The 26,156-nt window shown below is 57.7% G+C and carries 30 protein-coding genes, 3 tRNA genes and 1 pseudogene; 5 read left to right on the top strand and 29 right to left on the bottom strand.

Translation table 11 applies throughout. The features are described from left to right. Positions 1-38: 38 nt before the first annotated feature. Positions 39-238: transfer RNA gene (locus SV253_02430), tRNA-Trp, on the bottom strand. Positions 239-285: 47 nt separating this feature from the next. Between SV253_02430 and SV253_02425 the strand changes: the two genes are divergently transcribed. From SV253_02425 to SV253_02415, 3 genes are all read left to right on the top strand, one after another. Further along, on the top strand, positions 286-1,038 hold the full coding sequence (locus SV253_02425; protein MDY6774932.1) for a type 1 glutamine amidotransferase: 753 nt from the start codon (positions 286-288) through the stop codon (positions 1,036-1,038). A 23-nt stretch (positions 1,039-1,061) separates the two neighbouring features. Beyond that, positions 1,062-1,436, top strand: a complete 375-nt coding sequence (locus SV253_02420; GenBank protein MDY6774931.1) for an Hsp20/alpha crystallin family protein — start codon at positions 1,062-1,064, stop codon at positions 1,434-1,436. 64 nt (positions 1,437-1,500) lie between these two features. Further along, on the top strand, positions 1,501-3,144 hold the full coding sequence (locus SV253_02415; GenBank protein ID MDY6774930.1) for an AarF/ABC1/UbiB kinase family protein: 1,644 nt from the start codon (positions 1,501-1,503) through the stop codon (positions 3,142-3,144). On the opposite strand, the gene SV253_02410 is transcribed toward SV253_02415, so the two are convergent. The 25 genes and pseudogenes from SV253_02410 to SV253_02290 form a co-directional block, all read right to left on the bottom strand. Further along, positions 3,145-3,858: a cob(I)yrinic acid a,c-diamide adenosyltransferase gene (locus SV253_02410; GenBank protein ID MDY6774929.1), complete on the bottom strand. Its 714-nt coding sequence runs from the start codon at positions 3,856-3,858 to the stop codon at positions 3,145-3,147. Between the two features lie 65 nt (positions 3,859-3,923). Then, positions 3,924-4,514, bottom strand: a complete 591-nt coding sequence (locus SV253_02405; protein ID MDY6774928.1) for a YqaA family protein — start codon at positions 4,512-4,514, stop codon at positions 3,924-3,926. Positions 4,515-4,517: 3 nt separating this feature from the next. After that, the gene (locus tag SV253_02400; GenBank protein MDY6774927.1) at positions 4,518-6,269 is read right to left on the bottom strand and encodes a glutamate--tRNA ligase; all 1,752 of its coding nucleotides are present in this window, start codon (positions 6,267-6,269) and stop codon (positions 4,518-4,520) included. A gap of 2 nt (positions 6,270-6,271) precedes the next feature. Then, entirely contained in the window at positions 6,272-7,249 is a 978-nt protein-coding gene (locus SV253_02395) for a polyprenyl synthetase family protein (protein ID MDY6774926.1), read from the bottom strand. 5 nt (positions 7,250-7,254) lie between these two features. Further along, positions 7,255-8,604: an MBL fold metallo-hydrolase gene (locus SV253_02390; protein MDY6774925.1), complete on the bottom strand. Its 1,350-nt coding sequence runs from the start codon at positions 8,602-8,604 to the stop codon at positions 7,255-7,257. A gap of 57 nt (positions 8,605-8,661) precedes the next feature. Next, positions 8,662-9,726, bottom strand: a complete 1,065-nt coding sequence (gene fni / locus SV253_02385; GenBank protein MDY6774924.1) for a type 2 isopentenyl-diphosphate Delta-isomerase — start codon at positions 9,724-9,726, stop codon at positions 8,662-8,664. After that, positions 9,723-10,451 carry an isopentenyl phosphate kinase gene (locus SV253_02380; protein MDY6774923.1) on the bottom strand — a complete coding sequence of 243 codons (729 nt, stop codon included), beginning with the start codon at positions 10,449-10,451 and terminating at the stop codon, positions 9,723-9,725. The genes fni and SV253_02380 overlap by 4 nt, the downstream gene beginning before the upstream one ends. Beyond that, the gene (gene mvk, locus SV253_02375; GenBank protein ID MDY6774922.1) at positions 10,448-11,422 is read right to left on the bottom strand and encodes a mevalonate kinase; all 975 of its coding nucleotides are present in this window, start codon (positions 11,420-11,422) and stop codon (positions 10,448-10,450) included. Before mvk ends, SV253_02380 begins: the two co-directional genes overlap by 4 nt. 9 nt (positions 11,423-11,431) lie before the next feature. Beyond that, positions 11,432-12,196, bottom strand: a complete 765-nt coding sequence (gene rpsB, locus SV253_02370; GenBank protein ID MDY6774921.1) for a 30S ribosomal protein S2 — start codon at positions 12,194-12,196, stop codon at positions 11,432-11,434. A gap of 8 nt (positions 12,197-12,204) precedes the next feature. After that, entirely contained in the window at positions 12,205-13,389 is a 1,185-nt protein-coding gene (gene eno, locus SV253_02365) for a phosphopyruvate hydratase (GenBank protein ID MDY6774920.1), read from the bottom strand. A gap of 29 nt (positions 13,390-13,418) precedes the next feature. Beyond that, complete coding sequence (locus tag SV253_02360) at positions 13,419-13,613, bottom strand: DNA-directed RNA polymerase subunit K (GenBank protein MDY6774919.1); 195 nt, start codon at positions 13,611-13,613, stop codon at positions 13,419-13,421. Between the two features lie 7 nt (positions 13,614-13,620). After that, positions 13,621-13,812: a DNA-directed RNA polymerase subunit N gene (locus SV253_02355; GenBank protein MDY6774918.1), complete on the bottom strand. Its 192-nt coding sequence runs from the start codon at positions 13,810-13,812 to the stop codon at positions 13,621-13,623. A gap of 14 nt (positions 13,813-13,826) precedes the next feature. Then, a complete protein-coding gene (locus SV253_02350) occupies positions 13,827-14,237 on the bottom strand; it encodes a 30S ribosomal protein S9 (GenBank protein ID MDY6774917.1) in 411 nt (136 codons plus the stop codon). Next, positions 14,231-14,692, bottom strand: a complete 462-nt coding sequence (locus tag SV253_02345) for a 50S ribosomal protein L13 (protein ID MDY6774916.1) — start codon at positions 14,690-14,692, stop codon at positions 14,231-14,233. Before SV253_02345 ends, SV253_02350 begins: the two co-directional genes overlap by 7 nt. Before the next feature lie 3 nt (positions 14,693-14,695). Continuing rightward, a pseudogene (locus SV253_02340) lies at positions 14,696-15,112 on the bottom strand (50S ribosomal protein L18e). After that, positions 15,093-15,177 (bottom strand) — tRNA-Leu (locus SV253_02335). The pseudogene SV253_02340 and the gene SV253_02335 overlap by 20 nt, the downstream one beginning before the upstream one ends. Positions 15,178-15,204: 27 nt before the next feature. Further along, positions 15,205-15,963, bottom strand: a complete 759-nt coding sequence (locus tag SV253_02330) for a DNA-directed RNA polymerase subunit D (protein MDY6774915.1) — start codon at positions 15,961-15,963, stop codon at positions 15,205-15,207. A 20-nt stretch (positions 15,964-15,983) separates the two neighbouring features. Further along, positions 15,984-16,385, bottom strand: a complete 402-nt coding sequence (locus SV253_02325; protein MDY6774914.1) for a 30S ribosomal protein S11 — start codon at positions 16,383-16,385, stop codon at positions 15,984-15,986. After that, complete coding sequence (locus SV253_02320) at positions 16,382-16,918, bottom strand: 30S ribosomal protein S4 (protein ID MDY6774913.1); 537 nt, start codon at positions 16,916-16,918, stop codon at positions 16,382-16,384. Before SV253_02320 ends, SV253_02325 begins: the two co-directional genes overlap by 4 nt. Further along, the gene (locus tag SV253_02315; GenBank protein MDY6774912.1) at positions 16,918-17,421 is read right to left on the bottom strand and encodes a 30S ribosomal protein S13; all 504 of its coding nucleotides are present in this window, start codon (positions 17,419-17,421) and stop codon (positions 16,918-16,920) included. Before SV253_02315 ends, SV253_02320 begins: the two co-directional genes overlap by 1 nt. A 57-nt stretch (positions 17,422-17,478) precedes the next feature. Beyond that, positions 17,479-17,561, bottom strand: a tRNA-Ser gene (locus SV253_02310). Positions 17,562-17,723: 162 nt separating this feature from the next. Further along, a complete protein-coding gene (locus SV253_02305) occupies positions 17,724-18,437 on the bottom strand; it encodes a ribosome assembly factor SBDS (GenBank protein MDY6774911.1) in 714 nt (237 codons plus the stop codon). A gap of 2 nt (positions 18,438-18,439) precedes the next feature. Next, positions 18,440-19,156 carry an archaeal proteasome endopeptidase complex subunit alpha gene (gene psmA, locus SV253_02300; protein MDY6774910.1) on the bottom strand — a complete coding sequence of 239 codons (717 nt, stop codon included), beginning with the start codon at positions 19,154-19,156 and terminating at the stop codon, positions 18,440-18,442. A gap of 23 nt (positions 19,157-19,179) precedes the next feature. Further along, a complete protein-coding gene (locus SV253_02295) occupies positions 19,180-19,659 on the bottom strand; it encodes an Rpp14/Pop5 family protein (GenBank protein MDY6774909.1) in 480 nt (159 codons plus the stop codon). Continuing rightward, positions 19,656-20,327, bottom strand: a complete 672-nt coding sequence (locus SV253_02290) for an RNase P subunit p30 family protein (protein ID MDY6774908.1) — start codon at positions 20,325-20,327, stop codon at positions 19,656-19,658. Before SV253_02290 ends, SV253_02295 begins: the two co-directional genes overlap by 4 nt. Before the next feature lie 88 nt (positions 20,328-20,415). Between SV253_02290 and SV253_02285 the strand changes: the two genes are divergently transcribed. Beyond that, positions 20,416-20,976 (top strand): IMP cyclohydrolase, encoded by a 561-nt coding sequence (locus SV253_02285; protein ID MDY6774907.1) that lies wholly within the window; start codon positions 20,416-20,418, stop codon positions 20,974-20,976. Positions 20,977-20,983: 7 nt separating this feature from the next. On the opposite strand, the gene twy1 is transcribed toward SV253_02285, so the two are convergent. Together twy1 and SV253_02275 are read right to left on the bottom strand one after the other, a co-directional pair. Beyond that, positions 20,984-21,934: a 4-demethylwyosine synthase TYW1 gene (twy1, locus tag SV253_02280; protein ID MDY6774906.1), complete on the bottom strand. Its 951-nt coding sequence runs from the start codon at positions 21,932-21,934 to the stop codon at positions 20,984-20,986. 58 nt (positions 21,935-21,992) lie between these two features. Then, the gene (locus SV253_02275; protein MDY6774905.1) at positions 21,993-23,144 is read right to left on the bottom strand and encodes an MFS transporter; all 1,152 of its coding nucleotides are present in this window, start codon (positions 23,142-23,144) and stop codon (positions 21,993-21,995) included. A gap of 70 nt (positions 23,145-23,214) precedes the next feature. Here SV253_02275 and SV253_02270 point away from each other — a divergent pair, with 70 nt between their 5' ends. Then, complete coding sequence (locus SV253_02270; protein ID MDY6774904.1) at positions 23,215-24,306, top strand: hypothetical protein; 1,092 nt, start codon at positions 23,215-23,217, stop codon at positions 24,304-24,306. Here the strand turns inward: SV253_02270 and SV253_02265 are convergent. Beyond that, positions 24,303-26,156, bottom strand: a complete 1,854-nt coding sequence (locus SV253_02265; GenBank protein ID MDY6774903.1) for a threonine--tRNA ligase — start codon at positions 26,154-26,156, stop codon at positions 24,303-24,305. The genes SV253_02270 and SV253_02265 overlap by 4 nt on opposite strands.

Genomic DNA, 26,156 nt, shown 5'->3' with positions numbered 1-26,156 from the left:
GCATGCCTCAGGGGTGTCGACTCGCCAAATCAGTGTAGTGGGGTCGGAGGGATTTGAACCCCCGATCGACTGGTCTCCCCGGATACGTCCCTGTTACTCAGTCCTCCAGAGGCTCTTCAACGCCCGGGTTGATCAGACCCAAGCTCAGTAGACCAGTCTGGAGTTCATCAACGTAACGCGTCGCGTGAGACGGTATTCCTCTGGAGCCAGTCGCCCTGCCGGACTAGGCCACGACCCCTCCGTTGGTTCTTGTCGTAGCTCGGCTTTATGGATTTCGGTTTCGCCATGTTCTTGATACTCGACTCCCATACGTCGAACATGAAACTGGGTCTCCTCAGCGTCTCACACAACCCCGAGTACACCCACGACAACTTCGAGAGGATCTTCGCCGAGAACGGAGACGGAGTAGATATCGAAGATACCGAGATGGAGATATACGACGTACGTAGCCTCGAACTCCCTGACCACGACGGGATAGACGCGGGAGTCGTCACGGGGTCGAAGGCGAGCGTCTACGACGGTGACGACCACGACTTCGTGGAGCCACTCGCCGACTGGATACGAGAAGCCGACGACACCGATCTGCCGTGTCTCGGCGTCTGTTACGGACACCAGGCAATAGCCGACGCCCTCGGAGGAGAGATCGAACCCCTCTCCTACGACGATGTCTCGGGAGGCGTCGAACTCGGTTACCGCGACGTCGAACACACTGGCGACCCTATGTTCGACGGCGTGCCTCGGGACTTCGTCTCTTTCCAGAGCCACGGCGACTACGTCTCCGAACTCCCCGACGGAGCCGAAGCCACCGCGACAAACGACGTCTGTGTCCAGGCACTCAGGTCGGGGTCGCTGTGGTCGGTACAGTTCCATCCCGAGGTCGGCACCGACTACGCTCGGAAGCTCATAACTGAGAAGGAGCTTTCGGAGGAGGTCAGACACGACGCTCTCGACACCGTGACACAGGAGAACTACGAAGAGTCCCTAAAGTCTCGCCGTGTCTTCGAGAACTTCGTGGATATGGTTAAGCAAAGAGTTTAGAGACTAGAGACTCAACCATCTGTATGTTCGAGGAAAGCATCCGTCACCGCATAGAGGAGGAAGGGTCGGAGATAATGAGGGCTCTCGACGAAAAGAAGCCGCTTTCGGCTGACGTTCTCGAAAGCTCCGACGAGGTGATGGTACTCGTCGACCTACCCGGCTGTGACAAGGAGACTATAGACCTCAACTTTGAGAGAGGAGTCCTGAGGATAGAGGCGGTACGTGAGAAGCCTCTCGAAGAGGGATTCAGGTACGTCAGAGAGACGAGGAACGACCTCTTCGAGGGTAAGGTTCCGATACCCACTAAGGTCGTAGCCGACGAGGCGTCAGCGACCTACGACAACGGTCTCCTAGAGGTCAGGCTCCCTAAGAAGACGAAGGACATAGAGATAGAGTAGAGTCGACTCCGACACACCACAGCACAGCCAAGCCGAATGAGACGAGAATATATACACAAAAACAGTGCTACGTTTCTACTGGAGATTTGTCAGGGTCGTCTTTCAGTTTCTGCCTCTCGCCGTCGAGTACCTCCGTGACAGGAGGAAGTACATACTCTTCGGTGCTTCGAGGGAGGTCAGTCCCGAGACTCAGCGCAGGAGAGCGCGCAGACTCCTCGACTCCTTCATAACACTCGGACCCGCCTACATAAAGGTCGGACAGATACTCTCGACACGTCCCGATGTCGTCCCTATGGAGTACATAGACGTCCTCACCGAGCTTCAGGACACCGTACCCCCGGCTCCCTACGAGAGGGCGAGCCACGTCGTCGAGGAAGACATCGGCGATCCCCACGAGGTCTTCGAGGAGTTCGATGAGGAGGCTATCTCGGGAGCGTCGCTCGGACAGGTACATACCGCCGAGTACAAAGGTGATAAGGTCGCCGTCAAGGTCAGACGTCCCAACGTCGAGGAGATAGTAAACACAGACCTCCGTGTCATAGGCGTCCTCCTGCCTTTTATAAAGCCGTTCGTCTCCGAGGCTCGCGCCTACTCGTTACAGAACATGGCTGACGAGTTCTCACGTATAATACACGAGGAGATGGACTACGAGAGGGAGGCTATGATGCTCTCCGAGATAAGGTCTAACTTCTCCGAGAACCCCGAGGTGGTCATACCCGAGGTCTACGACGAACTCTCGACCGACCGTATACTCACGCTTGAGTACGTCGACGGCGCTAAGATCACAGAGGTCGACCAACTCGAAGCGATGGGGGTCGACCCGTCACGTGTCGCGCGTGACCTCGAAAAGACGTATCTCAAGATGGCACTCGTCGACGGAGTCTTCCACGGCGACCCACATCCCGGAAACCTCGCCGTCGACGAAGAGGGACGTATAGTTATCTATGACTTCGGGATGAGCGGACGTATCGACTCGGCGATGCAGTCGAAGATAGTCGACTTCTACATATCGGTAGCCGACAGAGACCCCGAAGGAATCGTAGACTCCCTCATAGACCTCGGGACTCTCGATCCCGACGTCAACAAGGAGACGATGATAAGCATCATAGAGCTCGTCATAAAAGACCTCGAAGGCGAGGAGATAGACGAGTGGCGAGTCCAGGAGATCATAGGAGAGGTCGAGGGTACTATATACGAGTTCCCGTTCCGTCTCCCTCCCAACATGGCGCTCATAATGAGGGTCGCGACGGTAGTCGAGGGGGTCTGTCTCCAGCTAGATCCCGACTTCAACTTCATAGACGTAGCCACCGAGTTCCTGACTGAGAAAGGATTCAGGGAGGAAGGGGTTAGGAGGTTTGCCGACGAGATAAGGGGCGACATACAGGACACCTTCCGTGCGACGGTCAACACACCCGTTAAGCTCGAAAACGCTCTCGACAAGATAGAGAGGAACTCACTCGAAGTACGTACGGATCTGAGGGACTCGGCGGGACATTTCGAGAGCCTCGGTAGACGTCTCTCGCTGTCGATACTCACAGGGGCGTCTATAATCGGCGGAGCTATACTCTCGACAGTCGATCTACTCTACGGCGGTCTGATGTTCGTCCTGAGCGCGGTCTTCCTCTTCCTTCTCGTGCTGTCTTTCAGAAAGACGAAGGGACTCTCGGCGAAGCCCCAGTTCACGAGACAGGAGATGCGGAAGAAGTAGTTAGTACTCGGTTCCTCTCCTCGCAGGTATGTTCGCGTCGAAGGGATGCTTTATCTTCTTGACGTTCGTGACTAAGTCGGCGGTCTCCTCTATCTCTTCGAGACGGTCGTGGCTCCCTGTCAGGACAGCCTCGACTCCCTGAGCGCGTGACTTCACGGCGTCTATCACCTCCTCCTCCGAGACGAGCCCCTTCGAGACCGCATACAGGACCTCGTCGAGTATCACCATGTCGTAATTACCTTCTCTCAGGTCTTCCTCGACCTCTTCGAGAGCTAGCCTCGCCGCCCTCTCGTGGCTCTCTTTCTCCGAACTGTCCGCCCCCGAGACCCAGCCGTACTCTCCCGATCTCTCGACGTCGATCTCGGGTATCTGTCTCAGGACGTCTATCTCCCCGGGCTCGTCGTCGGAGCCGTGTCCCGGTGCCTTACCCTTCATGAACTGGAGAAGTAAGACGTCGTAGCCGTGACCCGCCGCCCTTACCGCCATTCCCAGAGCGGCGGTCGTCTTTCCCTTGCCGTCGCCCCACCACATCTCGACTAAGCCAAGACCGTTCTCCTCTTCTATCTGTCTGTACCTCTCACGCCTCTCCTCCGAGACACCGGGCCATCTCTCGTCTCTGTCCCCGTCTGTCTGTGTCTGTGTCTCTGTCTTCGTCTCCGTCTCTGTCTGAGAACCCGTATTAGTATTAGTGTCACTCGTCATCTCAGTCTTCACTCGTGACACGGTACGTATCCCGTCTTAATTCACGCTTTGGCTTCGTCTTCGGCTTCAGTTGGACGTTACCTCTTTAACCATCTCTTCTTCCAGACTACGTACGCCGCCGCGGCGATAACACCGACCCCTATGGTCAGGACACCGAAGCTTCCCTCTATGAAGCCGAGTATCTCCTCGCCGTAGAGACTCAGGAGTACCGCGACTCCGATGAAACGTGCCCCCCTCGAAACCACCGAGACGAGTATGAAGCCTCTGAGATCCATCCTGAATGCCCCCGACGACAGTGTGAAGACCTTGTAGGGGATTGGCGACAGACCCGCTATTCCGACTGCGGCGACACCGTACTCGTCGTAGTACTCCTCGACTAACTCCATCTTCTCGTCGTCGACTGTGGCGTCTAAGAGAGGTCTGCCACCTTTGTAGCCGGCGTAGTAGCCGAAGACTGCGCCCGCTACGGAGCCGACCGTCGTCACGACGCCGTAGAATACCGCAGACTCGGGCGAGGCAACTGCGAGGGGTATGAGGACGACATCGGGCGGAATAGGGAAGAAAGACGACTCTATGAACGCGAGGACGAAGAGACCCAGCGCGCCGAACGAGACGAATATCTCACGCGATGCCTCGACTATCTGTGAGACGGATTCGGGAAGTACCATCGCCTATCTGTGGCTGAAGACCGCCGTGACGACGGGCTCTGTCTCCTCTATCCTCGCGAATCCGACGCGTTCGAACTGGACTACCTCGTCCTTCTCCTCAGCCGCTCCTTTCTCGACGACCCCCTCTTCCTCGCCGTCTGGTGTTAGAAGACGTCCCTCGCGTCCGGTGTCGGGGGTGAGCCAGTGGACGACGTCGACCCCCTCGTCTCTCACGAGAGACAGGTCGTCGCCTATCCCGCGTAGCTTGAGCGGATCTTCGGAGACTACCTCGACGTTGTAGAGATCCTTGAGACGGAGTCTGTCTCCGACTTCGAGATCCTCGGTGTCGTTAGGCTCTAAGACGACGGTGTCGTCGACGTCTATCTCTCTCACTCCGCGGTCTTCGTCTTTGTCGGGATGGAGCGACGGCGTCGCAGTCGTCGGCTCTGCGTCCTCGATCTCGACCTCGACGGGGTCACGTACGAAGAAGTACCTGTTGGCGGTGTCGTCTACTATCTTCCTGTTCTCGGAGTAGACGTGATCCATGCTGAAGTCGATGTCCGACTCGCTCACACCCAGGTCGAGTAGCGACTGTCTCAGAGCCTCGGGCTGTATGCCTCTCCTTCTGAGTGCTCGAACCGTCGGCACTCGCGGGTCGTCCCACGAGTCGTACTCTCCCCTCTCGACCGCCTCGGCGAGCGAAGAGGTCGAGAGTGTACCGTACTCTTCTATAGAGATACGTCCCCAGTGAACCGTCTCGGGGTACTCCCAGCCGAAGTAGTCGTAGACGAAGTTCTGTCTCCCCTCGGAGCTTCTGAGATCCTTCCCGCGTATGATATGTGTGACACCTAAGAGATGGTCGTCTATTCCCGACTGGAAGTCGAGCATGGGCCAGACTGCGTAACGGTCGCCCACTACGGGGTGCGGAGTCTTGACGACACGGAAGGCGACCCAGTCCCTCAGAGCGGGGTTCTTGTGTTCTATCTCGGTCTTGACCCTTAGAACAGCTTCGCCCTCGTCGTAGCCGCCGTCTACCATCTTCTCCCACTCTTCGAGGTTCTCCTCGACAGACCTACCGCGGTGGGGACACGCCTTTCCCGAGTTCTTGAGGTCGCTGAACTTCTCCTGTTCGCAGTGGCAGACGTAAGCACCGCCCTTCTCTATTAGCTCTTCGGCGTAGTCGTAGTAGGTGCTCACGCGGTCGCTCGCCCTGTAGACCTCGTCGACCTCCATTCCGAGCCAAGAGGCGTCCTCCTCGTACCAGTCGTAGGCGTCGGTCAGGGGAGGTTTGTTGACGGGGTCTGTGTCGTCGAACCTGAGTATGAGCTTTCCTCCGTACTCGTCGACGTACTCGTCGTTGACGACCATTCCCCTCGCGCTTCCGAGAGTCGGGGGACCGTTGGGGTTCGGAGCGAACCGCATCACGACCTCGTCGCCCTCGTCGACATTCGGCAGGTCGGGCAGACCTTCGTCCTCCTCCGACCCCTCCTCTAACTCGTCTATGAGCTCGGGTGCTATCTCTTCGAGACGTTTGTGTCTCTCGTCGTCGGAGAGAGAGTTGACCTCGGCGACGACCTTGCCTATCTCACCAGCTATCTCGTCGCCCTTCTGTCTCAGCTCTGGATGCTCTCCCATCAGCTTCCCCATCACGGCACCCGTCTCGGCGTCGCTCTCGTACTTGACTGCGTTCTGGAGAGCGTACTTCCTCGCGAGTTCTTCTACGTCTACGTCTACTTCAGCTTGACTGTCTGTGTCTCCGTTTCCGTCTCCGGACATACTTAGTGTTCCCTCTCGACTACGAAGTCGGAGAGACGCAGAAGTATATCCTTCGCCTCCGACTCGGGGAGTCCTTCGAGACTCTCCTTGGCGTCGTCTATGAGACCGTCGGCTCTCTGCCTCGCGTACTCTATGCTTCCCGCCCCTTCTATCTCGTCTATCTTGTCACGTATCTCCTCGGGCGTGGCGTCGTCGTCGAGGCTCGTGTCGACCCCGTTCCTCCTTGCGTGTATATTTATGAGGGTCTGTTTGTCCTCGACGAGGTCACTCGCGTGTGTCTTACCTATCTCGTCGGTCGATCCCGTGATGTCTAAGACGTCGTCCTGTATCTGGAACGCCTTCCCCATCTTGATGCCTGCGTCGTACATCTCGTCGACAGTCTTGTCGTCGGCGTCTGCGACGACCGCGCCTATTCCCGCCGCCGCTCCGAAGAGGACTGCTGTCTTCTTCTCGACCATCTCCATGTACTCGTCCTCTCCGACTTCGTCAGACCTCTCGAACTCGATGTCGAGTGCCTGTCCCTCACAGACACCCGTACACGACTCCGCGAGAACCTTCATCATGTAGTTGAGATCCTCGGGGTCGACGTCGGCTTCGAGCATGACCTCGAACGCCTTCGAGTAGAGTGTGTCCCCCGCGAGTATAGCCGTCGGCTCGTCCCACTCGACGTGGACACTCGGGACGCCCCTTCTGAGGTCGTCGTCGTCCATTATGTCGTCGTGTATGAGTGTGAACGAATGTATCGTCTCTATAGAGACTGCGGCGGGAACCGTCTTCTCGGGGTCGTCCTCTCCGAGAGCCTCCGCAGTCAGAAGCAGGAGAGCGGGACGGAGACGTTTACCACCCGCTCTCAGGAGATACAGCGACGCCTCGTAGAGGCTCCTCGGCTCGCCCTCTGGGAGATACTCGTCGAAAGACGCGTTTACGGTCTCCGCCCTCTTCTGTATCTCCGACCTCACGTCGACAGTGCTCTTCGACACCCCGCTCACCTCGTGAGAAGAGTCTGGTCTCCGTTTCTGAGCATATGGGCGTCGCGTCCCATCTCGTAGCCGAGATCCTCGACCATGTCTATGTACTTACTCCTCTCTGCCATGCTCTGGTGTCCGGGTATGACGTGTTTGGGATCGAGCCAGTCGAGTAGGTCGTAATGCTCCTCACGTCCCATATGTCCCGAGACATGGACGTCTGTGTATATACGCGCGCCCTGTGACTTGAGTAGCTTCTCCGCCTGGTGTCTCTGTCCCTCGTTGATCGGCGAGGGTATGACGCGTGCACTGTAGAGAACCCTGTCGCCCTCCTCTATCTCGTACGGCGTCTCGTCTCTCGCCATACGTGTCAGCATAGCGCGGGGCTCTCCCTGGTGTCCCGTGACTATCGGAAGGTAGTCTCCCTTTCCTTCCTCCATCACGCGTTTCATCGCTCTGTCTATGCTTCTCCTGTGTCCGAACATTCCGACGTCCTCGAAGTCGGCTATGTCCAGCCTCTCGGCTACGTTCGAGTACTTCTCCATGCTCCTTCCGAGGAGTATAGGACGTCTTCCTATGTCCTGTGAGAACTCTATGAGACTCTTGATCCTCGCTATGTGTGACGCGAAGGTCGTAGCGACTATGCCTCCGTCGTAGTCCTCCATCGAGTACATTATGTCACGGAGCATCTCACGTGCGATCTTCTCGCTCGGAGTCCTTCCGTTGCCGTCTCCGGCTATGTTGGTACAGTCAGGTATTAATCCGAGGACACCGTTACCCTCTCTGCCTATCTCCTTGAAACGCTCCTTGTCTATCGGGTCTCCGATGACGGGTGTGTAGTCCATCCTCATGTCGAGACCGTAGACCACAGCGCCCTCTGGCGTGTGTACGACAGGAGTCACAGCCTGTGGTATCGAGTGCTGTGTGTTGACGAACTCGACAGAGACATTCGGCGAGATCTGGAAGACCTCTCCCGTCTTCATCTCCCTTATCTCGTTCGTGAATCCGAACTTCTTCTCTCCCTTGACCTGGTTCTTGACGAGCTGTGCCGTGAACGGAGTCGCCACTATGGGTGCCTCGTATCTGTGAGCGAGCTTGGGTATCGCACCTATGTGGTCGAGATGTCCGTGTGTAGGTATTATCGCCTTCACGTCTCCCTCGACGTCGCTCATCACCCTGTCGTCGGGTATAGCACCCAGCTCTATGAGATCGAGCGAGTGCATCGTCTCTGTCTCGACGTTGTCGTGCATCACGACCTTGCCGACGTCGAGTCCCATGTCGAACACTATGACGTCGTCACCAACCCTAACGGCTGTCATCTGACCCTCAACTCCCTCGTATCCTCCGACCGCTGTTATTTCAACTTCCATGTATTTCACCTTTTTAAGTTAGTTTAGACTAAAGCAGTTTGGCTTTGATAGGCTTAGTTAAGTATCAAAGCCCATCTGAGTTAAATATTCGTGTGTCTTACCAGTAGTAACTGTTTCTACTCTCCTAAGTTCATCGATATTCTCCGCCCCCGTTACGAACATAGCAGTCCGGAGACCCTCCGTAACTTCTTTGACCGCCTTCACCGCCTCTTGCTTGCCTTCTGCGGCGGGCTTCAGGAACGGACTCGCGAGTCCTCCGCCGACCGCACCGAGTGCTACCGCCTTAGCGACGTCGAGTCCCGAACGCACGCCGCCGCTCGCGACTACACACGGATGTACACCGCTCGCAGCTACCGTACTTACTGCGGTGGGTATTCCCCAGTTCCTGAAGAGGTTTCCGAGCTTCTCACCCATCTCGTCTCCGACCGCCGCCGCCCTGTGGGACTCGACTCCCGACCACGTCGTTCCGCCCTTTCCAGCGACGTCTACGACGTCGACTCCCGCGTCTTTGAGGCGTCTGGCTGTCGACCGGGATATACCGTTGCCCGTCTCCTTGGCTATCACGGGGACGCTGAGCTCGTCACAGATTTTCTCTATCTCACTCAGGCAGCCCTCGGCTTGTGTGTCTCCCTCGGGCTGGACTGCCTCCTGTAGGAAGTTGAGATGTATCGCCATCGCGTCGGCGTCTATCATACCGACCGCCTCCTCGACGTCCTCAACCCCGTACTCGTGAAGCTGGGGCGCGCCTATGTTTCCGTAGATGAAGGCATCGGGAGCGGCGTCCCTCACGACCTCGAACGACTCTCTCTGACTCTCATCTTCGAGCCCTGCCCTCTGACTTCCGACACCCATCGCGACTCCGGCTTCCTGAGCGGCGTGTGCGAGGGATCTGTTTATCTCCGTCGCGCTCGGATGCCCTCCCGTCATGCTCTCTATGAAGACGGGCGAGTCGAGGTCGTGTCCTAAGAACTCGACCGATGTGTCTACGTCGCCGAGGTCGACTTCGGGAACTGCCTCATGTACGAGGTCGACCTCTCCGAATCCCGTCCCCGACGTCTCGACGTCCTCCTCGTTTACTATACGTATGTGGTCGTCCTTTCTCTCTGAAGCTCCGGGTGTCATTCTGATCTCTTTATTAATGTTCCAACGTCCCCACCGGATAAAAAACCGCGTAGTTCGTGACGTCCGAAGACGTAGCCTCCGGATTCGAGTCCAAGAATCGCATCGACCTTGTTTCTTATGCCGCCCGTGACGTCCGTGGCGTCGTCGTCGAAGACATCGACCTCGGAGACGTCTGTGACTCTGTCGACTACTTCCCCGTCGGAGTCGAGTACTCCGCCCGCCGACGTACACATTCCGAGACTGCCGCCGAAGACACGCGCCATCTCGACTGAGAGGGCGTCGCCCGAGACGACCGAGACTCCTCTTCCCTTCTCGACGGTACAGTCGCCGTGTAGGACGGGTGTGAACCCCTCGTCCAAGAGGCTCTCTATCTGGTCGGTCATCATACTCAGACCGTTTTCGTCTCTGCGGGTACACGAGAAGGGATGTACAGAGACGGCGTCGACGCCGCCCTCTATAAGAGACCCGACCAGCTTTGAGTTGAGACGTGAGACAGCCGAGTGGGTCTCGTGTACACCGCGCGCGTCGTGTGTTCCCTGTTTGAGACCCCCTCTCTCGGCTTGGGGGTGTCCGAACGACCCCGCGCCGTGGACGAGGATGAGATTATGGATGTCGGAGTCCGCCTCCGAGACGGCGTCGACGACATCCTCGAACGCCTCGTCGTCGAGGCTCTCTTCCTCCGACTTGTGCGTCAGGACGCTTCCGCCTATCTTTAGAACAGTCACTCGCGTCTCACTCCGTCGCTGACTGTCACCTCGAAGACCCTCTCCGACTCTATCTCGGTGCCTGCAGCCACAGTCTCGGGATCGTCTCCGGGTACTGCGACTACACAGCCTCCTCCACCCGCACCCGTGATCTTCGCTCCCTCGGCTCCCGAGTCACGCGCTGCCCAGACCATCCTCGAAAGCGACGAGCTTCCGACCCCGAGTGCCTCTAGGAGGCCGTGGTTGAGGTTCATGAGGTCGCCCGTCTCTCCGATGTCGCCTCTCGTTACAGCGTCGACACCCTCGCGCGTGAGGTCGCCTATGCTCTCGACTACTCTCGCGGCGACGTCACTCTCCTCCCTGAGACGTCTGACGCCCTCTACCATCTCCCCTGTCGGCGCGCTGTCTCCGTCATAGCCCACGACGAGACGTTCGTCGGAGAACTCATCGGCTTCGAGACTCGTGAGCTCCTCGTCGGGCTCGACATAAGTCACACCTCCCATCGCACTCGTGAAGGTGTCGGCGGGGGAAGCCGCGCCCTGTACCTCTTTCTCGACATCGTGTCCTATCTCGGCTATCCTCCCGGGATCGAGTTCGACACCGAGTTCGCGCGTCACGGCGTCTACGGTAGCTACTACGACTGCGGCACTCGACCCTAATCCTGCGCCTATCGGAAGCTCCGACTCTATCTCGATTTCGAGTCTCTCGTCGGAGCCGACCTCCTCGCGTGCTCTGTCTATAGCTGTCTCTATGTATCCGAAGCCGTCAGTCTCTCCGGTCAGAAAAGTCGTGTCTCCGTCGTACTCCGCCTGTATCTCCGACACAGGAAGGTTCGTGTCGGCGTCGGCGTGTATACTGTCTCTCGTGTTGTCTGTCGTCTCGGCGGCTACAGTCACGCGTCTGTCTATGGCGCACACCACAGCGGGCTCGCCGTAGACTACGGCGTGCTCGCCGAACAGGAAGACCTTCCCAGGCGCGCTCGAAGTCTCCATCTCTCCCGCCTACAGCTCTGTCTCGAAGTCTTCGAGCGTGTAGTCGGTCTCGGCTCCCCTCATGCCGAGTATCTCGTCAGCGAGTAGCCAGTAGACTGTCGCGAGTGCCTTACGTCCCTTGTTGTTGGTGGGTATGACGAGGTCGACGTTGTTGGTGGCGTTGTTGGTATCACACATCGCTATGACGGGGATACCGACCGTGACAGCCTCCTTGACAGCCTGAGAGTCGCCAATCGGGTCTGTGACGACGACGACCTCGGGCTCTATGTAGCCCTCGTAGTCGGGGTTCGTGAGCGTGCCGGGTATGAAACGTCCCGCGCGTACCCTCGCTCCCGTGGCGTCTGCGAAGACCTCGGCGGGATGCTGTCCGTACTCACGTGACGAGGTCACGAGTATGTTACCCGGCTCGTAGTTGTCGAGGAAGCTCGCCGCGGTGCGTATCCTGTCGTCGGTCTTCTTCGCGTCTATGACATAGAGTCCGTCCTCTCTGACACGGTGGATGAACCTCTCCATGTCGCTCGTCTTCTGCTGTGTACCTATGTGGACACCAGCAGCGAGGTAGTCGTCGACGGGTATGAGGAGCTCACCCTCCTCAATGTCCTCTACCTGTGAGTCGGTGACTCCGCCGACTTCTTCCTCGTCTTCTTCTGTTTCTCCGGCTGTCTCCTCGAACTCTTCTTCCTCTACGTCCTCTACGCCAGTCTCTTCCTCGGCTTCGGCTTCGACTTTAGTCTCTTCGTTCGTTTCTCCGTTGTCTTCCTGTTCAGTCTCCATGTTTGATCTTAGTAGTTGAGCTGTTTCTCAATCCTTATGAGTTCGTTTAGCTTGGCTGTGCGTTCTCCTCCGACGGTTCCCGTCTTTATGAACGAGGTTCCCATTCCTACGCTGAGATGGGCTATCGTCGCGTCCTCTGTCTCGCCGCTTCTGTGGGACATCACCGTCTCGTATCCGTTCCTATGAGCGGTCTCTACTGCGTCGTCCGTGAGGCTCAGGCTACCTATCTGGTTCGGCTTTATCAGAACCGAGTTCGCCGCGCCCTCGTTGATACCTCTTTCGAGCCTCTCGACGTTCGTCACGAAGAGGTCATCGCCACAGACGAGCGCGTCCGTCTCGGAGACGCGTTGGGTCAGATCGGCGAATCCCTCGAAGTCGTCCTCCTCTAAGGGGTCTTCGACGTAGACGAGGTCGTGGTCACGTATCAGAGACTCGACGTACTCTATCTGTTCGTCGGGACTCCTCTCGGTGTCTGAGTAGACGTATGTTCCTGCGTCCTCGTCCCAGATCTCGCTCGCCGCGATGTCGAGTCCCACACGAACCTCGAAGCCGGCGTCGACCCTGTCGATAGCCTCTTCGAGTATCTCGAAAGCCTCGGAGTCGTCCACCGAGGGTGCCCACGCTCCCTCGTCACCCTTTCCTGCTGGTACTCCCCTCTCTTCGAGGACGTCTCCTATCGCAGAATGTATCTCAGCGTTCGTGAAAGCCGCCTCCTCGAAAGACGGTGCTCCGACAGGTGCGACCAAGAACTCCTGTATGTCGGTCGCCTCCTGAGCGTGCTCTCCCCCGCCTATCACATTTCCGAGGGGAGTCGGAAGCGACTGCCTCATGCTCCCTCCAACGTTGTGGTGAAGGGGTATTCCGACCGAGTTCGCCGCCGCCTTTGCTGTCGCCATCGATATAGCGACTGCGGAGTTGGCTCCTATTCCCGAGAAGTTCTCGGTTCCGTCTACTTCTTTGAGTACCGAGTCGACCTTTCTCTGGTTCGATGCGTCGACTCCTATAAGCTCGTCTATGGCTTCCTGTGCTTCGTCTACCGCCTCCTCGACGGGAAGCTCGACCGCCTCGTACTCTCCCGTCGAAGCCCCCGAGGGTGCGGCACCTCTTCCGACTCCGTTCCGGGTCGTAACCTCGGCTTCGACTGTCGGATTTCCGCGTGAGTCGAGTATCTTCGTGAGCTCGACCTCTTCTATGGTGGTCTCGGTCTCGGTTGAGGTCAGGCTCAAGCCGAACCCCTCCTGACAGTAATCGGAAGCACACCGTTTTCGAGCTCCGTCTCGGCTATGAGAACAGGGTCTGATGTCCCCGTCTCTATCAGAGGAGGAGCACCCTTCGATATCTGGAGGGCTCTCGCTCCGATTATCCTCGCCTTTTCGTACCTCGTGTATCCGGTGGTGCCTGTCTTTCTATCGGTCATAGCTTACTTACTGGTACGGAGCCACGTCGTCGACGAGGTCTTCGTGGCTTACAAGCATCCTTCTGCAGCAGTACCTGTCGACACCGAGGTCGTCGAGAACCTCCTCGGGATCCTCTCCCTCGGACGTCCTCTCCTCGAACTCCTCGTAATGCTCCGACACGGGCTTGCCGCACGTGAAACATCTAACGGGGATCATCATGGCTTATCACCTCTCTATCTGTACGACTTCTGGTAACGTGCTCTCGCTCCGGGTCCTCCGAACTTCTTCGCCTCCTTCTGTCTAGAGTCGTTTATGAGGAGAGACCGGTCGAACTCCATGTAGGCGTCTCTGAGTTCGGCGTCTCCGGTCCAGTCTACGAGTCCACGTGCGATTGCCGTCCTGACTGCGTCGGCGTGTGCTGAGACGCCACCGCCCTCAACCTGTATGTCTATGTCGACTTTTCCTCTGAGATCTTTCTCAGGGATACGGAAAGGCTCCTCCATCTTGAGACGCGCGCTCTCGGGCTCGAATAGCTCTATGGGATCCGAGTTGACTCTAACGCGTCCGTTCCCCTCCTTAACCGTCGCGCGTGCGACAGCCGTCTTCTTCTTACCCGATGTGTTTACTGTGTCTGAGTCTACCATGTTACGTTAGCACCAAGCTTCTTGCTTATCTCGCCGAGTCTGATGACCCTCGCCTTACCGAGGTTCTCAGCGTCGGCGTCCTCTACGGTCTCGAACTCGACGTCGTCTCCGGCGTACTCTCTCGGAACGTCTATGTAGAAACGCAGGTTCGACATCGCCTCACGTCCCCTCTTCTTCTTGTGGGGAACCATTCCCCTGACCGTCCTCCTCGCTAAGCCGTCGGGTCTCTTGGGATGGTCTGGACCCTGATCGCTCCTCGCCGATGTCTTCTTCCTGTATCTCTCCACAGTATCGTCAGTGTCTCCCGAGACGACTATCTCCTCGGCGTTGACGACTGCCACCCTCTCGCCGTCTAGGAGTCTCGACGCGACGGTGCTTGCGAGTCTTCCGAGAACCGCGTTCTTTCCGTCTATGACCGTACACTCGTCTGGACTGAACTCTGCTTCTGCCTTCATGTTTCACCTCAGTATCCTTACGTTAGAGCCCTCGGGGTTCTCCTCTATGTACTCGTCGAGGAGCACGGTGTCACCGTCGGCTCTGTCTATCTTGTCACGCGCCGACGACGAGAAGTCGAAGGCTGCGACCTTTACGCTCTTCGAGAGAACACCGCTTCCGAGAACCTTACCCGGAACTACTACCGCGTCGTCGTCCTCGGCGGCGTACCTCTCTATCTTTCCCAGGTTGACCTCGGAGTGGCTGCGGCGCGGCTTCTCGAGACGCGACGCGACCTCTTCCCAGACACCTGCGTCCTCTTCTCGTGCGTACCTCCTCAGATCGTCTATGAGGCTTACGAGTCTTGGATTCTGTTTTTCCATGTTTTCCTCTTTTGTGTTGTGTTGCGTGTTTAAGCGTGAATGCGGGGAGCCGGATTTGAACCGGCGAACCCCTACGGGACAGCGCCCTGAACGCTGCGCCGTTGGCCTAACTTGGCGACCCCCGCACTGTACATATATTATATTATAACTGTTTATGGAGCTATACTACTCTGAAGCTCGTCGGCACGGCTCGACAGTGAGTCGGCGGCGTACTCGACTATCTCCTCGACACTGTGTGAGCCGTCGGTCTCTATGTGGAATACATACGAGTTCGAGACGTCCTCGACACCTACGCCGTCTCCGAACGCCTCCGTGATGTCGTTTCCGTACTCCTCCATGTCGACGAGCTCTCCGTCGTCGTCCTCGATGACACCGCGTACTATCTCCTCGTCACCCGGATCGTCCGTGACCCTCTGGAGGTTTCTGTATCCCACCGCGGTGCCTCCCTGGTTCTTGGCGTGTTGGGTTCCCTTACCGAGTCTCGCCTTGCACTCGGCGGTGAACGCCTGACCCGGCTTGAGCTTGATTATCGGAATGCCACCCGTCACGGGCTCGACCTCGGGGTCCTCGGATTCGAGATCCGACGAGTAGACTGTGACGTCCTCGTCGTCAGCCTCGACGTCGACTGTGAGCGAGACCTCACACTGGGCACAGCCCTCTCCCTCGCACGAACATTCGTCGGGGAGGTTGTACGAGTCGAGGTCGGTCGTCAGAGGCACGAGTCCGAGACGTAGTGATATGATCTCGTCGAACATCACCGACGTGTTTTCGTACATGTCGACGTCGTCTATCGACATCGTCGGCACGTCGGAGAGTATCGCCCGCCTTATTCCGTTCGCGAAAGCCGGCGACACGTCTCTGACTATGAGACGCGCCTTCTTGTCGGACTTCTCTATGTACTCCGTCTCCATGCTGTTGTTATGTTGTGTTGTTATAGTCCACGTCTTCCCTTGGGACCCTTACAGCCGTCGTGGGGTATCGGTGTGACGTCCTCTATACGTCCTATCTCGAGTCCCGCGCGGGCGAGTGCCCTTATAGCTGCCTGTGCTCCGGGTCCGGGGTTGGTGTTCATGTTGCCACCGGGGGCACGTATACGGACGTGGACGCCCTCTATCCCCTTCTCCTGTGCGGCGTTTGCGACCTCCTCAGCCATCTGCATCGCGGCGTAGGGCGTCGACTCGTTGCGGCTCTGCTTTACGACTGAGCCTCCGCTGCTTTTAGCGAGCGTCTCAGCACCAGTCACGTCTGTGAGCGTGATGATGCTGTTGTTCATGCTCGCGTGTATATGTGCGACTCCCCATCTCGATCCGTTGTGTTCCTCTGATTCGCTCATTCTTGTTCACCCGCTCTTTCGGGATGTAGGCCGTCGGATAGAGGCGAGTTGCCGTAGAACTCTATCTCCGCCTCCTCGTCTATCTCTACCTTGTAGCTCGGTATCGTGACTCTCTTTCCGTCTATCGCTATGTGTCCGTGGGCGATGAACTGTCTCGCCTGGTCTATGGTGTTGGCGAGACCCTTCCTGTGAACCTGTGTCTGGAGACGTCTTTCGAGTATGTCGGTGACATCGAGTCCGAGTATGTCGTCGACGTCGCCCTCCGACCTCAGGATTCCGATTCTGCGGAGCCTCTCGACGAGCTGGTCACGTGCGGTCTCGACCTGCTGTGACGCAGTGCCCTCGGCGGTCTCTCCGAGTATACGTCTTGCCTCACGTCTGTGGTCACGGAGCTCCGACTGGGCGTCCCAGAGCTCTCTCTTGTTCTTGAGACCGTACTCGTCGACGAGCCTGTGTTCGTCACTTATCCTCTCGCCCTGGAACGGATGGTTGGGCGTCTCGTACTCCTTCGTGTTCTTACCAGGGTATCCCATTACTCCTCACCCCCCTCGGCTGCTTCTTCCTGAAGTTCGGAGACCTTGACCTCGACCTCGCCGCCGGTACGTCCCGTCGACTTCGTGCGCTGTCCACGCACCTTCCTGCCCTGTCTGTGACGGATTCCCTTGTACGACTCGATCTTCTGCATCCTGCTTATGTCGTTCTCACGTATTATCTCAAGGTCGCTTCCGACTACGTGTCTGTCCTCTCCCGTGTAACGGTCTTTCTCACGGTTGAGCATCCAGTCGGGAACTATCTCGTCGAAGTTCTGGACTGCCTCCTTGACCGCCTCTATCTCGTCGTCTTCGAGCTTACCCAGAACGCTTCTCGGGTCGACGTCTATCTCACGTGCTACCGCCTTCGCGGCTCTTCTGCCGACTCCGTCCATCTCTAAGAGGGCGGTCTCGACGCTCTTTGTACCGTCGAGGTCGGTCGTCCCGACACGTACGAAGTACTGGATGTCGTCGTCTTCTTGTTCTTGGTCTTCCTCAGCACTCATGTTGTGTTGTGTTACGTTGAGTTGTGTTGTTTCTTTGTTGTCTTCAGCGCTTTTCGACGTCGGGAGAGGGATTCGAACCCCCGCGGCGAGAACGCCACAGGATTAGCAATCCTGCGCCTTAACCACTCGGCCATCCCGACTCTACTTTGTTTTTGGCTGACTTGCTTGCTTTCTATACGTCGCCCGTCGAACGGACTCGGGGCACACGCCCCTGCATTCAAACGTGTTAGTAGAGTACGTTCTCGTTAATATAAAGACAACGGTTCTAGCCCCCCTAGACAAAGGTTACCGTGGTCTCCGTCTCAGAGGTCGCCCTTCTCGACGACCTCTGTCTCGGCGTTTCCGTCGGTTATCTTGTTGACAAGGTCGTAGAAGTCGTTCTGCATACCAGCGGGGAACTCGACTACTGCTATCCAAGAACCGTCGGAACGCCACTCCTCGTCCTTCAGGTCACCGAACTCTCTAAGCTGACCCTGTGCCGCGCCCGCGTACTCCGCCGGAATCCTAGTCGCTACTGTGATCTCCTCGAAACGTATCGGAATCACGGGACGCAGGGCGTCGACCGCCTCGTCGACCTGTGACGACGCGGGCTCCATCGGGTCGACGTCGAAGCCCGCCTGGTCGAGAGCCCTGTCTATCCTGTCGGGCGGATGAGGTGTGTTCTTCTCCTGAGGATTGATAGCGTTTCTCGCTATCGTGTTGATTATCTGTTTCCTCTTGTCCTGCTTCATCTGTTCGCGCTGCTCCGCCGTGATCTGTATCTCTCCCTGTCTCACGACCTCGGGAATTATATCGAGGGGATCGGTCGTCCCGAATACCTCTTCGAGAGCCTCCTCGGGGGGACGGTCGCCGCGCGAGGCGTTCTCGAAGACGTCCTCGACGGCTATGACGTCTTCCAGATCGCCGTCGAACTCGCCTCTCTTTATAGAGAGCGCGGCGTCGGGGTCTACGAGAACCTCGAAACGCTCGCCGTGTGACTCGTAACGCACCGTGACGGCTTCGTCGAGGGAGATCATTCTTACAGGTGCTCGCTTATCTCGTCGTTCGAGAGTTCGGTGTAGTTCTCGGTCTCTGTCTCTATCACTGCGACCTCGAAGTTCTCGACCTTGGTCTCCTCGTCGTCGGGTCTCGACTCAGCGGCGGCGTCGAGTGCTAAGCCTACCGCGTCGTCGAGACTCATGTCGTCTTCGTAGGTCTCCTCTAGGTAGTCTATGATGTCGTTCGAGTCGGAGCCTATCGCTGTCGCCTTCCACTCATAGAAGCTTCCGCTCGGGTCGGTCTCGAAGACACGCGGCTCGCCGTCCTCTATGCCTCCGGCTATCAGGGCGACACCGAAGGGACGCACGCCACCGCGCTGTGTGAACTCCTGTATCTCGTCGGAGAGATGACGAACCGCTGTCTCGACACCTATCGGCTCCTTGTAAGACGCCCTGTTGACCTGTGACTCCTCACGTAGCTTGTCTATGAGCTTACGTGCGTCGGTGACGTGTCCCGCGCTCGCCGCTCCGATGTGTGAGTCTATCTTGAAGATCTTCTCTATAGTCTCCGACTCCATCAGAGACGACCCTACGCGTTTGAACGCCGCGAGAACGACACCCTCGGGTACTGCGACTCCGACGCTCGCGGTTCCTCTCTTGACCGCCTCACGTGCGTACTCGACCTGGTAGAGACGCCCGTCGGGGCTGAATATAGTTATACCTCTGTCGTATGCCTGCTGCTGTGAGTTTGGTTGCAAGTTAAGATCACTTCCTGTTTGTCTTACTTAAAATCATGTACGGTGGCACCTATAAATACTGTGCCCTCTTCGTCGGTCTCCTCGGCTTCGACGTCGAGACGGTCTCGGCTCTTCCACGCGTCTCTAGTGACGCCGTCGTCTTCGACTTCGACCCTCTCCCAGTCGGGCTTCGAGAACTTCTCTCTGCCAGAGTTGAGGGTTCCGCTCAGTCCTAAGACCCTCACTCCGACGTCCTCTCCTCCGACAGACGTCACACACGCGAGTGCGCTACGGATCTCGTCGACTCTGTCGTGTGCGCATCTCACGACGCCGACGGGCGGGTCGTACTCGATCAGCTCGGCGCGCGCCTCGCTCGATACTATGTCGCCGAAGAGGTTCTGTGACTCGAACCAGATCTGTCTCTCAAGACTCTTCTCGTCGACTTTCCCTGAGTTGGGAACTGTTTCGACCTCGAAGAAGACGTATCTGTGTCTGGGTTCGAGCGACTTCGGGAGATGCTTCATAGAACCTCGACCACCTCGTCTTCCTTGTCCTCGACTATCCCCCTCGGAGTCTCAACGGTACCCTCGCGTATCTCGTCTTTCTCGAATCCTATCATCTCACACAGAGCTTCGACTTCGCGCGCGCCCCTGACTTCGAGGTGTGATAAGGGGTCGACTGAGACGACGAAGGGTGCGGAGTACTTTCTGACGAGCTTGAGGAGGAGCTTCATGTCCCTGAGTTCGTGGACACGCCGTCCTCCCGACTCCCTCAAGACGTTCCGAAGGCTGAACTCAAGAGCGACGTCGTTCTCGGCGGCTTGCTTCACTAAGACGTGGTTGAAACCCCTGTGTCTTCCCTCGTGTGGGTGGCACAGGAGATCCACCCTTTCCGAAGCCACTGCGGCTCTGTTTATCGCCTCATCGCCGCCGTGGACACAGACACAGTCGTACTCGTCGCCCGCGTAGCCACCGAGGTAGCCGTGTAGCTCGTCGGGTGTCTCGGCGCGTATCTCGACTCCCTTATACACGTCTACGTCTACGTCGGAACTCACGTTCGGACTCACGTCGTCGGGGAGGGAGTCGGAGTGGTTCCTCACGACTACCGAAGAGTAGCCCGCACAGTCGGCAGTGAGAGCCATCCTTTCGAGAGTCGTGGGAGCCTCGGGAGCGACGTGGACGAACTCGAACATCTAACCTTCCTAGGACATCAGACGTGGTTAAGCTTCTCATTCTCACAAATATCGCAGAAGGTTTAGACGCTCTCCCCCAACTCAGAGTATGTACATAGGACGTTTCGTGATAGTCGCGCCTGAGTTCGGAGCATACCGAGTCTCTTCGAGGTCTTTCCCCGACCGCTTAGTAAGGGAGTCCGAGGACGTCGACGGTCTCTCTGTCGTCCCCGAGGATAACTACGACAACCCTTATGTCTCGTACAACTGTCTCAGGAAGACCGAGAACTCGACGGTGATAGGAAACGGGACACACGTCGACCCGATAGCCGAGAAGATCGGGATGGGATACCCCGCAAGGGACGCCCTCTCGCTCGCGCTCCTGTCTCTCGACTTCGAGAAGGACGACTACGACACACCGCGTGTCGCAGGTGTGGTGGGTGACGACGCCGACTCTTACATAGGAATAGTAACCAAGGACTCGCTCGTCGTTGAGAAGGTCGAAGAGCCCACACTCGTCGCTACATACGAGGAACAGAAGCCGACGACTCTGGAGTTCTCAGCCGATGACGCCGACGATGCCGCCGAGAAGGCGTACGGTCTCGACTACGAACATCCCGTCGCGGCGTGTGCTGTCTACGACGGAGAGACGGCGATCTACAACGGATAAACTCACTCTACTCTTCTTCCCAGAACTCCGATCCCTTCTTTAGCTTCTCGACCCAGGTGTCCTCGTCGCGCGCGAGGAGTACGACGTTCGACCTCGGAACCTCCTTGAGTACGTCGTATCCTTCCATTCTCTCCTGAACCTCGCGCGCGAACTCCTTGACCTCGGAGTGTTCGGGCATAGCCTCCCTGTTGACCCTGTCTCGCGAGTGTCCGACGTGCATGTAGCCCTTGAGTTCGACGTAGTCGGGTGATGCCTTCTCGAAGATCTCGGCATACCCCTCAGCGTCGTCGTTGACTCCTCCTATGACCGTGGTACGTATCACCGTCCGTCCGTCCTTCTCCGAGAGTACGTCGAGTGTCTCGTGCAGCTTCTCCCACGCGTCGTCCTCGACGGGACGTACTACCTCGTCGAATGTCTCCTCGTCGGCGGCGTCGACGCTGATGTAGGTCTGTGTCGGCTCACATCTCTCTATCATCTCGGGATTGGTGCCGTTCGAGACGAGGAAGGTCGTGATACCCCGGTCGTGGAACTCGTCGATGAGCTCAGGGAGATAGGGGTAGAGAGTAGGCTCGCCGTCAAGCGATATGGCGACGTGTCTCGGGTTCATCGCCTCGTCGAAGGTCTCGTCTGAGACGTCGCCATTGCCCTTGTACCCCCCGAGGAGTTTCCTCTGGAGATCGATGCTCGCGTCGGCGACTGCCTCGGGGTCGTCCCACTCCGCCTCGACCTCGTACGAGTGTCCCTCGTGGTCGCGCCAGCAGAAGACGCATCTCTCGTTACACGTCACGACGGGTGTCATCTGTATACACCGGTGGGACTCGATCCCGTAGAAGGCGTGCTTGTAACACTTACCTTCGCCCTTTATCGCGTTCTTCGTCCAGCCACACGTCTGGCACGCTGTGTGGTTCTCCATGTGGTAGTCGGGGGTTCCGACCTGTGATGTGTCGTCTTTGCTCATGTTATTTATCGGCTATACCGGTTCGTGACTAATTACACCGTCGCTCTGATACGTCACATCACGTCTTCTCTTCTTCCGTCCCTGTCCCCGCGCTCACGCTCACCAGGAGACCTGACGCCGCGGCTACGAGGCTCACTCCCGATAGGTAGACGAACATATCCTGCACTCCTACGGCGTCGAAGAGTGTCCCCGCGAAGACCTGTCCGACGCTCGCTCCGAGTCCGAAGACCGACGCCCAGAGGAGTGTCTGCCCGGTCGACTGGAGCGTCTCGGGAGACAGCCTGTCAGCGAGGTTTACCGCGGCGAGGTAGAACGACGCGAAGCTGAACCCCGAGAGAATCTGTGCGAGGAGGATTGCGGGAACTGCGTCGGTGAAGCCGTAGACTGCGTACTTCGCGGCGTAGGCGAGAGCACCTATCACGAGGAAGTACCTGTAGGCGAGACCGAACCGGAGAGCGTAGACGAAGACTCCCGCCTCTACGACGGTGGTTATCAGCCACGAGACCCCCGTTAAGAAGTCGCCCGCGCCTATCGCTCTCATGTAGACGGAGAAGAAGCTGTTTCCCGAGAGGAGTACGACGCCTATCAGGAAAGAGGTCAGAAGGAGTGCGGCGAAGTCGGTCTTTCTCACGAGACGCAGAGCATCTGAACTTACATCCGCGAGACGGCTTCCGTCGTTCGTTGGGAGACCCTTTCCGACTACGACGAGAAGAGCCATGCCGACGAAGTAGACGTAGAAGATCACTGACGAGCCGAGACGGGGTATGACGCCTCCGAGTATCAGACTCCCGACTCCGAACGCCACGCTTCCGTACGCCCTGACCTGTCCGTATTCGAGACCCGAGTCGAGAACCGACGAGTCGGCTATAGGGACTATCGGAGCGCGGAAGAAGGCGTAGAAAGCCGTGCCGACGCTTATAACGACGAACGCGTTCGGCAGAGAGTCGGCGAGGGGGTAGACGAGGACGAGAGCACCCGTCATAGCCGAAGCCACCATCAGAATCTCCCTTCTCGCGCCCTTCCAGTCGGCGATTACACCCCAGAAGGGCTGTGAGACTAAGCCGACCACCGGCGGAAGAGCACCTATTACCCCCATCTCGAACCCCGTGAGACCCGTCTCCTCTAAGAAGACGTTCCGGAAGGTAGCAAACCCGCTAAACGAGACGAAGTAGACGAAGTAGAACAGCTTGAAACGTGTCGAGTCTCTCATCTGGATTTTATTTATGAGGTGGCTTCTGCCACAAAAATGCTTTATGACTCCTTCTTATATACTGAGGACGATGTCCTGGTACGCCTTATCCAACCTCGATGACGCCCTCGACGCCGCGGAGGAGTTCCTACTGCCGTTCGACCTCACGAAGTGGCTCAAGCTCGCGCTCGTAGCCTTCTTCGTCGGAGGTGGAGGCGGCTTCTCGACTCCCAACACGTCGAGTTTCCCGTCCGAAGGCACCTCGCCCGGTGTCGGAACCGGCGGCGGTCTTCCTACGGGAGAGTTCGCCGACTTGACCCCGATAATAATAGCGGTTGTCGCGCTTATACTCGGGATTGTACTCTTCTTCGGTGTCATAGGCGGAGTGATGGAGTTCGTCTTCTACGACTCGGTCGTGAGGCGAGAGGTCAGACTCAAGGAGTACTTCTCCGACCGTCTCGGAAAGGGTCTCCGTCTCTTCGGCTTCCGTTTCGGTCTCTCGCTGATCTTCCTGCTTCCCTTCATAGCCGTAATCGCGTCTTTCTTCTTGGTGGGAGCCGTCGGACTCGCGGGGATACTCCTCCTCATACCCTTCTTCCTCGTCGGCTCTCTCGTGACGGGAGTCATCCGTATACTCCTCCGTGACGCCGTCGTTCCCGTGATGATAGCCGACGACGTCGGCGTGATACAGGGATGGCGGAACATCTGGTCTACTCTCAAGTCGGAGTGGAAGCAGTACGGCGTCTACGTCGTAGCGAGATGGCTCCTCAGTCTGGGTCTCGGAATAGGGGTGGCTATACTCATGCTCCTCGCGGCAGGTCTCATACTCGTGCCGCTCGCCGTAGTCGGAGTGCCCGTCCTCGCGCTCGACCTCGGAGTCGCCGGCATGGCTATACTCGCGGTTCTGGGAGTCGTATTCCTCGTCGCGTCCCTCGTCGTCTACGGTCTTATACGTGTCCCCGTCGAGACCTACCTGCGTTACTACGCTCTACTCGTCTTAGGCGACGCCAACCAAGAGTACGACCTGATACCCGATATGAGACACGAAGACGGAGAAAGAAACGATAGTGACGACGCCGACCGAGACGGCGACAGTAACGACGGTGGCGACGCCGATAGCCAGGAGAATGAGAATGAAGACGATTACGACGAAGACACCGGTACGGGGATAGACGTCGACTAGCCCACAAACCTCGGGTTGTTCGAGAGTAGCCGCGGCGTGTAGAGGCTCTTCCTCGGCATCTCTCCGATCTTCTCGTCTATCTCGTCTCTGAGTTCCTCGACAGTCATCTCCCTATCCTCGCCCCCTCTGACGCGGAACTCGATCTCTTCGCCCTCGATCTCCCTGTCTCCGACTACTGCGACGTAGGGTACCCAGTCCTGTTCGGCGGTTCTTATCCTCTTTCCGACGCTCTCGTCCCTGTCGTCTATGTCGACACGTACGCCGTCGAGTTCGTCGGCGAGGCTCTCACAGTACTCGGTGTGTTCCTCGCCCACAGGTATGAAACGCACCTGTGTCGGCGAGAGCCAGACGGGCATACGTGGGGTTTCGAGCCCGTCGGCGTTTTCGAGTATGGCACCGAAGGCGCGTTCGATGCTTCCCGTAGGACTGTAATGGAGGAGTATCGGCTCCTTCTCCTCGTTCTCGTCGTAGTACTCTATGTCGAACCTGTCGGCGGACTCGACGTCTATCTGTACCGTCGGGTTCTCCATCGGACGTCCGAGAGAGTCTATCGCCGCGAGGTCGATCTTGACACTCCAGTAATGTTTCCTCGCGGGTATTATCTCGACTAAGACGGGCTCTCCTATCTCGTCTACGAGTCCCTCCACCCAGTCGTGGTGTTCGTCGTAGTACTCCCTCGTCGCTCTCAGGACGCCGACGTAGTCGAGACCTAGGTCGTCGCCAGTCTCGAAGCCGAGGAGAGCCTGTTTCGCGAACTCGTCCTGTGCCTCCTCGATGTCGCCACACGCCGTGTGCATGTCGGGCATCGTGAAGGCACGGAGACGTTTGAGTCCCGTGAGTTCGCCTCTCTGTTCGCGGCGGAACGAGTAGGTCGACATCTCGTATATACGGAGAGGCAGGTCGTTCGAGGTGATATGCATGTCCCTCATTATCGAGAACTGACCGAAACACGCCGCGAACCTCAGCATCATCTTCCTACTCCCCGACTCGAACCTGTACTGACGCTCGCCGAACTTCTCGGAGTGTTCGCTTATACAGTCGGAGCCGAGGTCGTACATGATCGGCGTCTCGACGGGCATTCCGCCGTAGTCGACGACGAGGTCGTTGACGTACTCTATCAGCGAGTCACGGACACATTTTCCCTTCGGGTACCATCTCAGGTTCCCGGGGTCGCTGAGTTCGTCGTAGTCGACGTACTCCTTCTGTTTCATAGTCTCGACGTGGGGTGGCTCCTCTCCGGCTCCCGCCTCGATCCCCTCGACCTCGTCCTCTATGAGGCTCACCATCTCGTCGGACGCTTCTGACATCGACTTGAACCCGACGGGGTCGTGTTCTTCGCCCTCGGGAGTCAGTACGACGAAGTCGCTCTCCTCTTCTTCTTCCTCTTCCTCTTCGTCGCCTTCGGCTTCGGACTCGGGCTCTATCTCAGTGGGCTCTATCTCACGTGAGAGCTCCGACATCGGATGTCCCTTACACGATATCTCGAACGCCTTGTACCAGCCGAAGGGCGCTCTCTTGACCTCGTAGCCTACATCGGCGAGACCTTCCTCGATACGTCTGAGAACCTCGACGGCTGTATCGGGATCACCGAGGTCGCCCGAAAGATGCGCGTAGGGATAGACCATCACGTTCTCGACTTCGAGCTCGTCGGCTACGTCACGTATCTCGTCCTCCGCCTGTTCGATCACGCTGTCTATGTCCTCGGAGTCGCCCGACTCGACGGCTATGAACGCCGTGAGAGCCTCGTCGAGACGTCCCTCGGGCTCTATCTCGGACTCGTCCTCGGCGACAGGAGTCTCCTGTTTCGCCTCGTACTCGATGTAGTCCGAATGTATCAGCAGTAGCTTCAT

Origin of the sequence: Candidatus Afararchaeum irisae (genome assembly GCA_034190545.1) — an archaeon.
Classification (GTDB): domain Archaea; phylum Halobacteriota; class Halobacteria; order Halobacteriales; family Afararchaeaceae; genus Afararchaeum; species Afararchaeum irisae.
Note: the sequence above shows the minus strand (reverse complement) of the source record. Positions and strands in the feature narration are given on the sequence as shown.

Excerpts from the sequence above, each read along its gene's own strand:
- SV253_02425 (MDY6774932.1), top strand. The coding sequence starts at position 286 with ATGTTCTTGATACTCGACTCCCATACGTCGAACATGAAACTGGGTCTC.
- SV253_02420 (MDY6774931.1), top strand. The coding sequence starts at position 1,062 with ATGTTCGAGGAAAGCATCCGTCACCGCATAGAGGAGGAAGGGTCGGAG.
- SV253_02405 (MDY6774928.1), bottom strand. The coding sequence starts at position 4,514 with ATGGTACTTCCCGAATCCGTCTCACAGATAGTCGAGGCATCGCGTGAG.
- SV253_02400 (MDY6774927.1), bottom strand. The coding sequence starts at position 6,269 with ATGTCCGGAGACGGAAACGGAGACACAGACAGTCAAGCTGAAGTAGAC.
- SV253_02390 (MDY6774925.1), bottom strand. The coding sequence starts at position 8,604 with ATGGAAGTTGAAATAACAGCGGTCGGAGGATACGAGGGAGTTGAGGGT.
- fni (MDY6774924.1), bottom strand. The coding sequence starts at position 9,726 with ATGACACCCGGAGCTTCAGAGAGAAAGGACGACCACATACGTATAGTA.
- mvk (MDY6774922.1), bottom strand. The coding sequence starts at position 11,422 with ATGGAGACTTCGAGCGCGCCTGGGAAGGTCTTCCTGTTCGGCGAGCAC.
- rpsB (MDY6774921.1), bottom strand. The coding sequence starts at position 12,196 with ATGGAGACTGAACAGGAAGACAACGGAGAAACGAACGAAGAGACTAAA.
- SV253_02360 (MDY6774919.1), bottom strand. The coding sequence starts at position 13,613 with ATGACCGATAGAAAGACAGGCACCACCGGATACACGAGGTACGAAAAG.
- SV253_02355 (MDY6774918.1), bottom strand. The coding sequence starts at position 13,812 with ATGATGATCCCCGTTAGATGTTTCACGTGCGGCAAGCCCGTGTCGGAG.
- SV253_02350 (MDY6774917.1), bottom strand. The coding sequence starts at position 14,237 with ATGGTAGACTCAGACACAGTAAACACATCGGGTAAGAAGAAGACGGCT.
- SV253_02345 (MDY6774916.1), bottom strand. The coding sequence starts at position 14,692 with ATGAAGGCAGAAGCAGAGTTCAGTCCAGACGAGTGTACGGTCATAGAC.
- SV253_02330 (MDY6774915.1), bottom strand. The coding sequence starts at position 15,963 with ATGGAGACGGAGTACATAGAGAAGTCCGACAAGAAGGCGCGTCTCATA.
- SV253_02325 (MDY6774914.1), bottom strand. The coding sequence starts at position 16,385 with ATGAGCGAATCAGAGGAACACAACGGATCGAGATGGGGAGTCGCACAT.
- SV253_02320 (MDY6774913.1), bottom strand. The coding sequence starts at position 16,918 with ATGGGATACCCTGGTAAGAACACGAAGGAGTACGAGACGCCCAACCAT.
- SV253_02315 (MDY6774912.1), bottom strand. The coding sequence starts at position 17,421 with ATGAGTGCTGAGGAAGACCAAGAACAAGAAGACGACGACATCCAGTAC.
- SV253_02305 (MDY6774911.1), bottom strand. The coding sequence starts at position 18,437 with ATGATCTCCCTCGACGAAGCCGTCACGGTGCGTTACGAGTCACACGGC.
- SV253_02295 (MDY6774909.1), bottom strand. The coding sequence starts at position 19,659 with ATGAAGCATCTCCCGAAGTCGCTCGAACCCAGACACAGATACGTCTTC.
- SV253_02290 (MDY6774908.1), bottom strand. The coding sequence starts at position 20,327 with ATGTTCGAGTTCGTCCACGTCGCTCCCGAGGCTCCCACGACTCTCGAA.
- SV253_02285 (MDY6774907.1), top strand. The coding sequence starts at position 20,416 with ATGTACATAGGACGTTTCGTGATAGTCGCGCCTGAGTTCGGAGCATAC.
- twy1 (MDY6774906.1), bottom strand. The coding sequence starts at position 21,934 with ATGAGCAAAGACGACACATCACAGGTCGGAACCCCCGACTACCACATG.
- SV253_02275 (MDY6774905.1), bottom strand. The coding sequence starts at position 23,144 with ATGAGAGACTCGACACGTTTCAAGCTGTTCTACTTCGTCTACTTCGTC.
- SV253_02270 (MDY6774904.1), top strand. The coding sequence starts at position 23,215 with ATGTCCTGGTACGCCTTATCCAACCTCGATGACGCCCTCGACGCCGCG.
- SV253_02265 (MDY6774903.1), bottom strand. The coding sequence starts at position 26,156 with ATGAAGCTACTGCTGATACATTCGGACTACATCGAGTACGAGGCGAAA.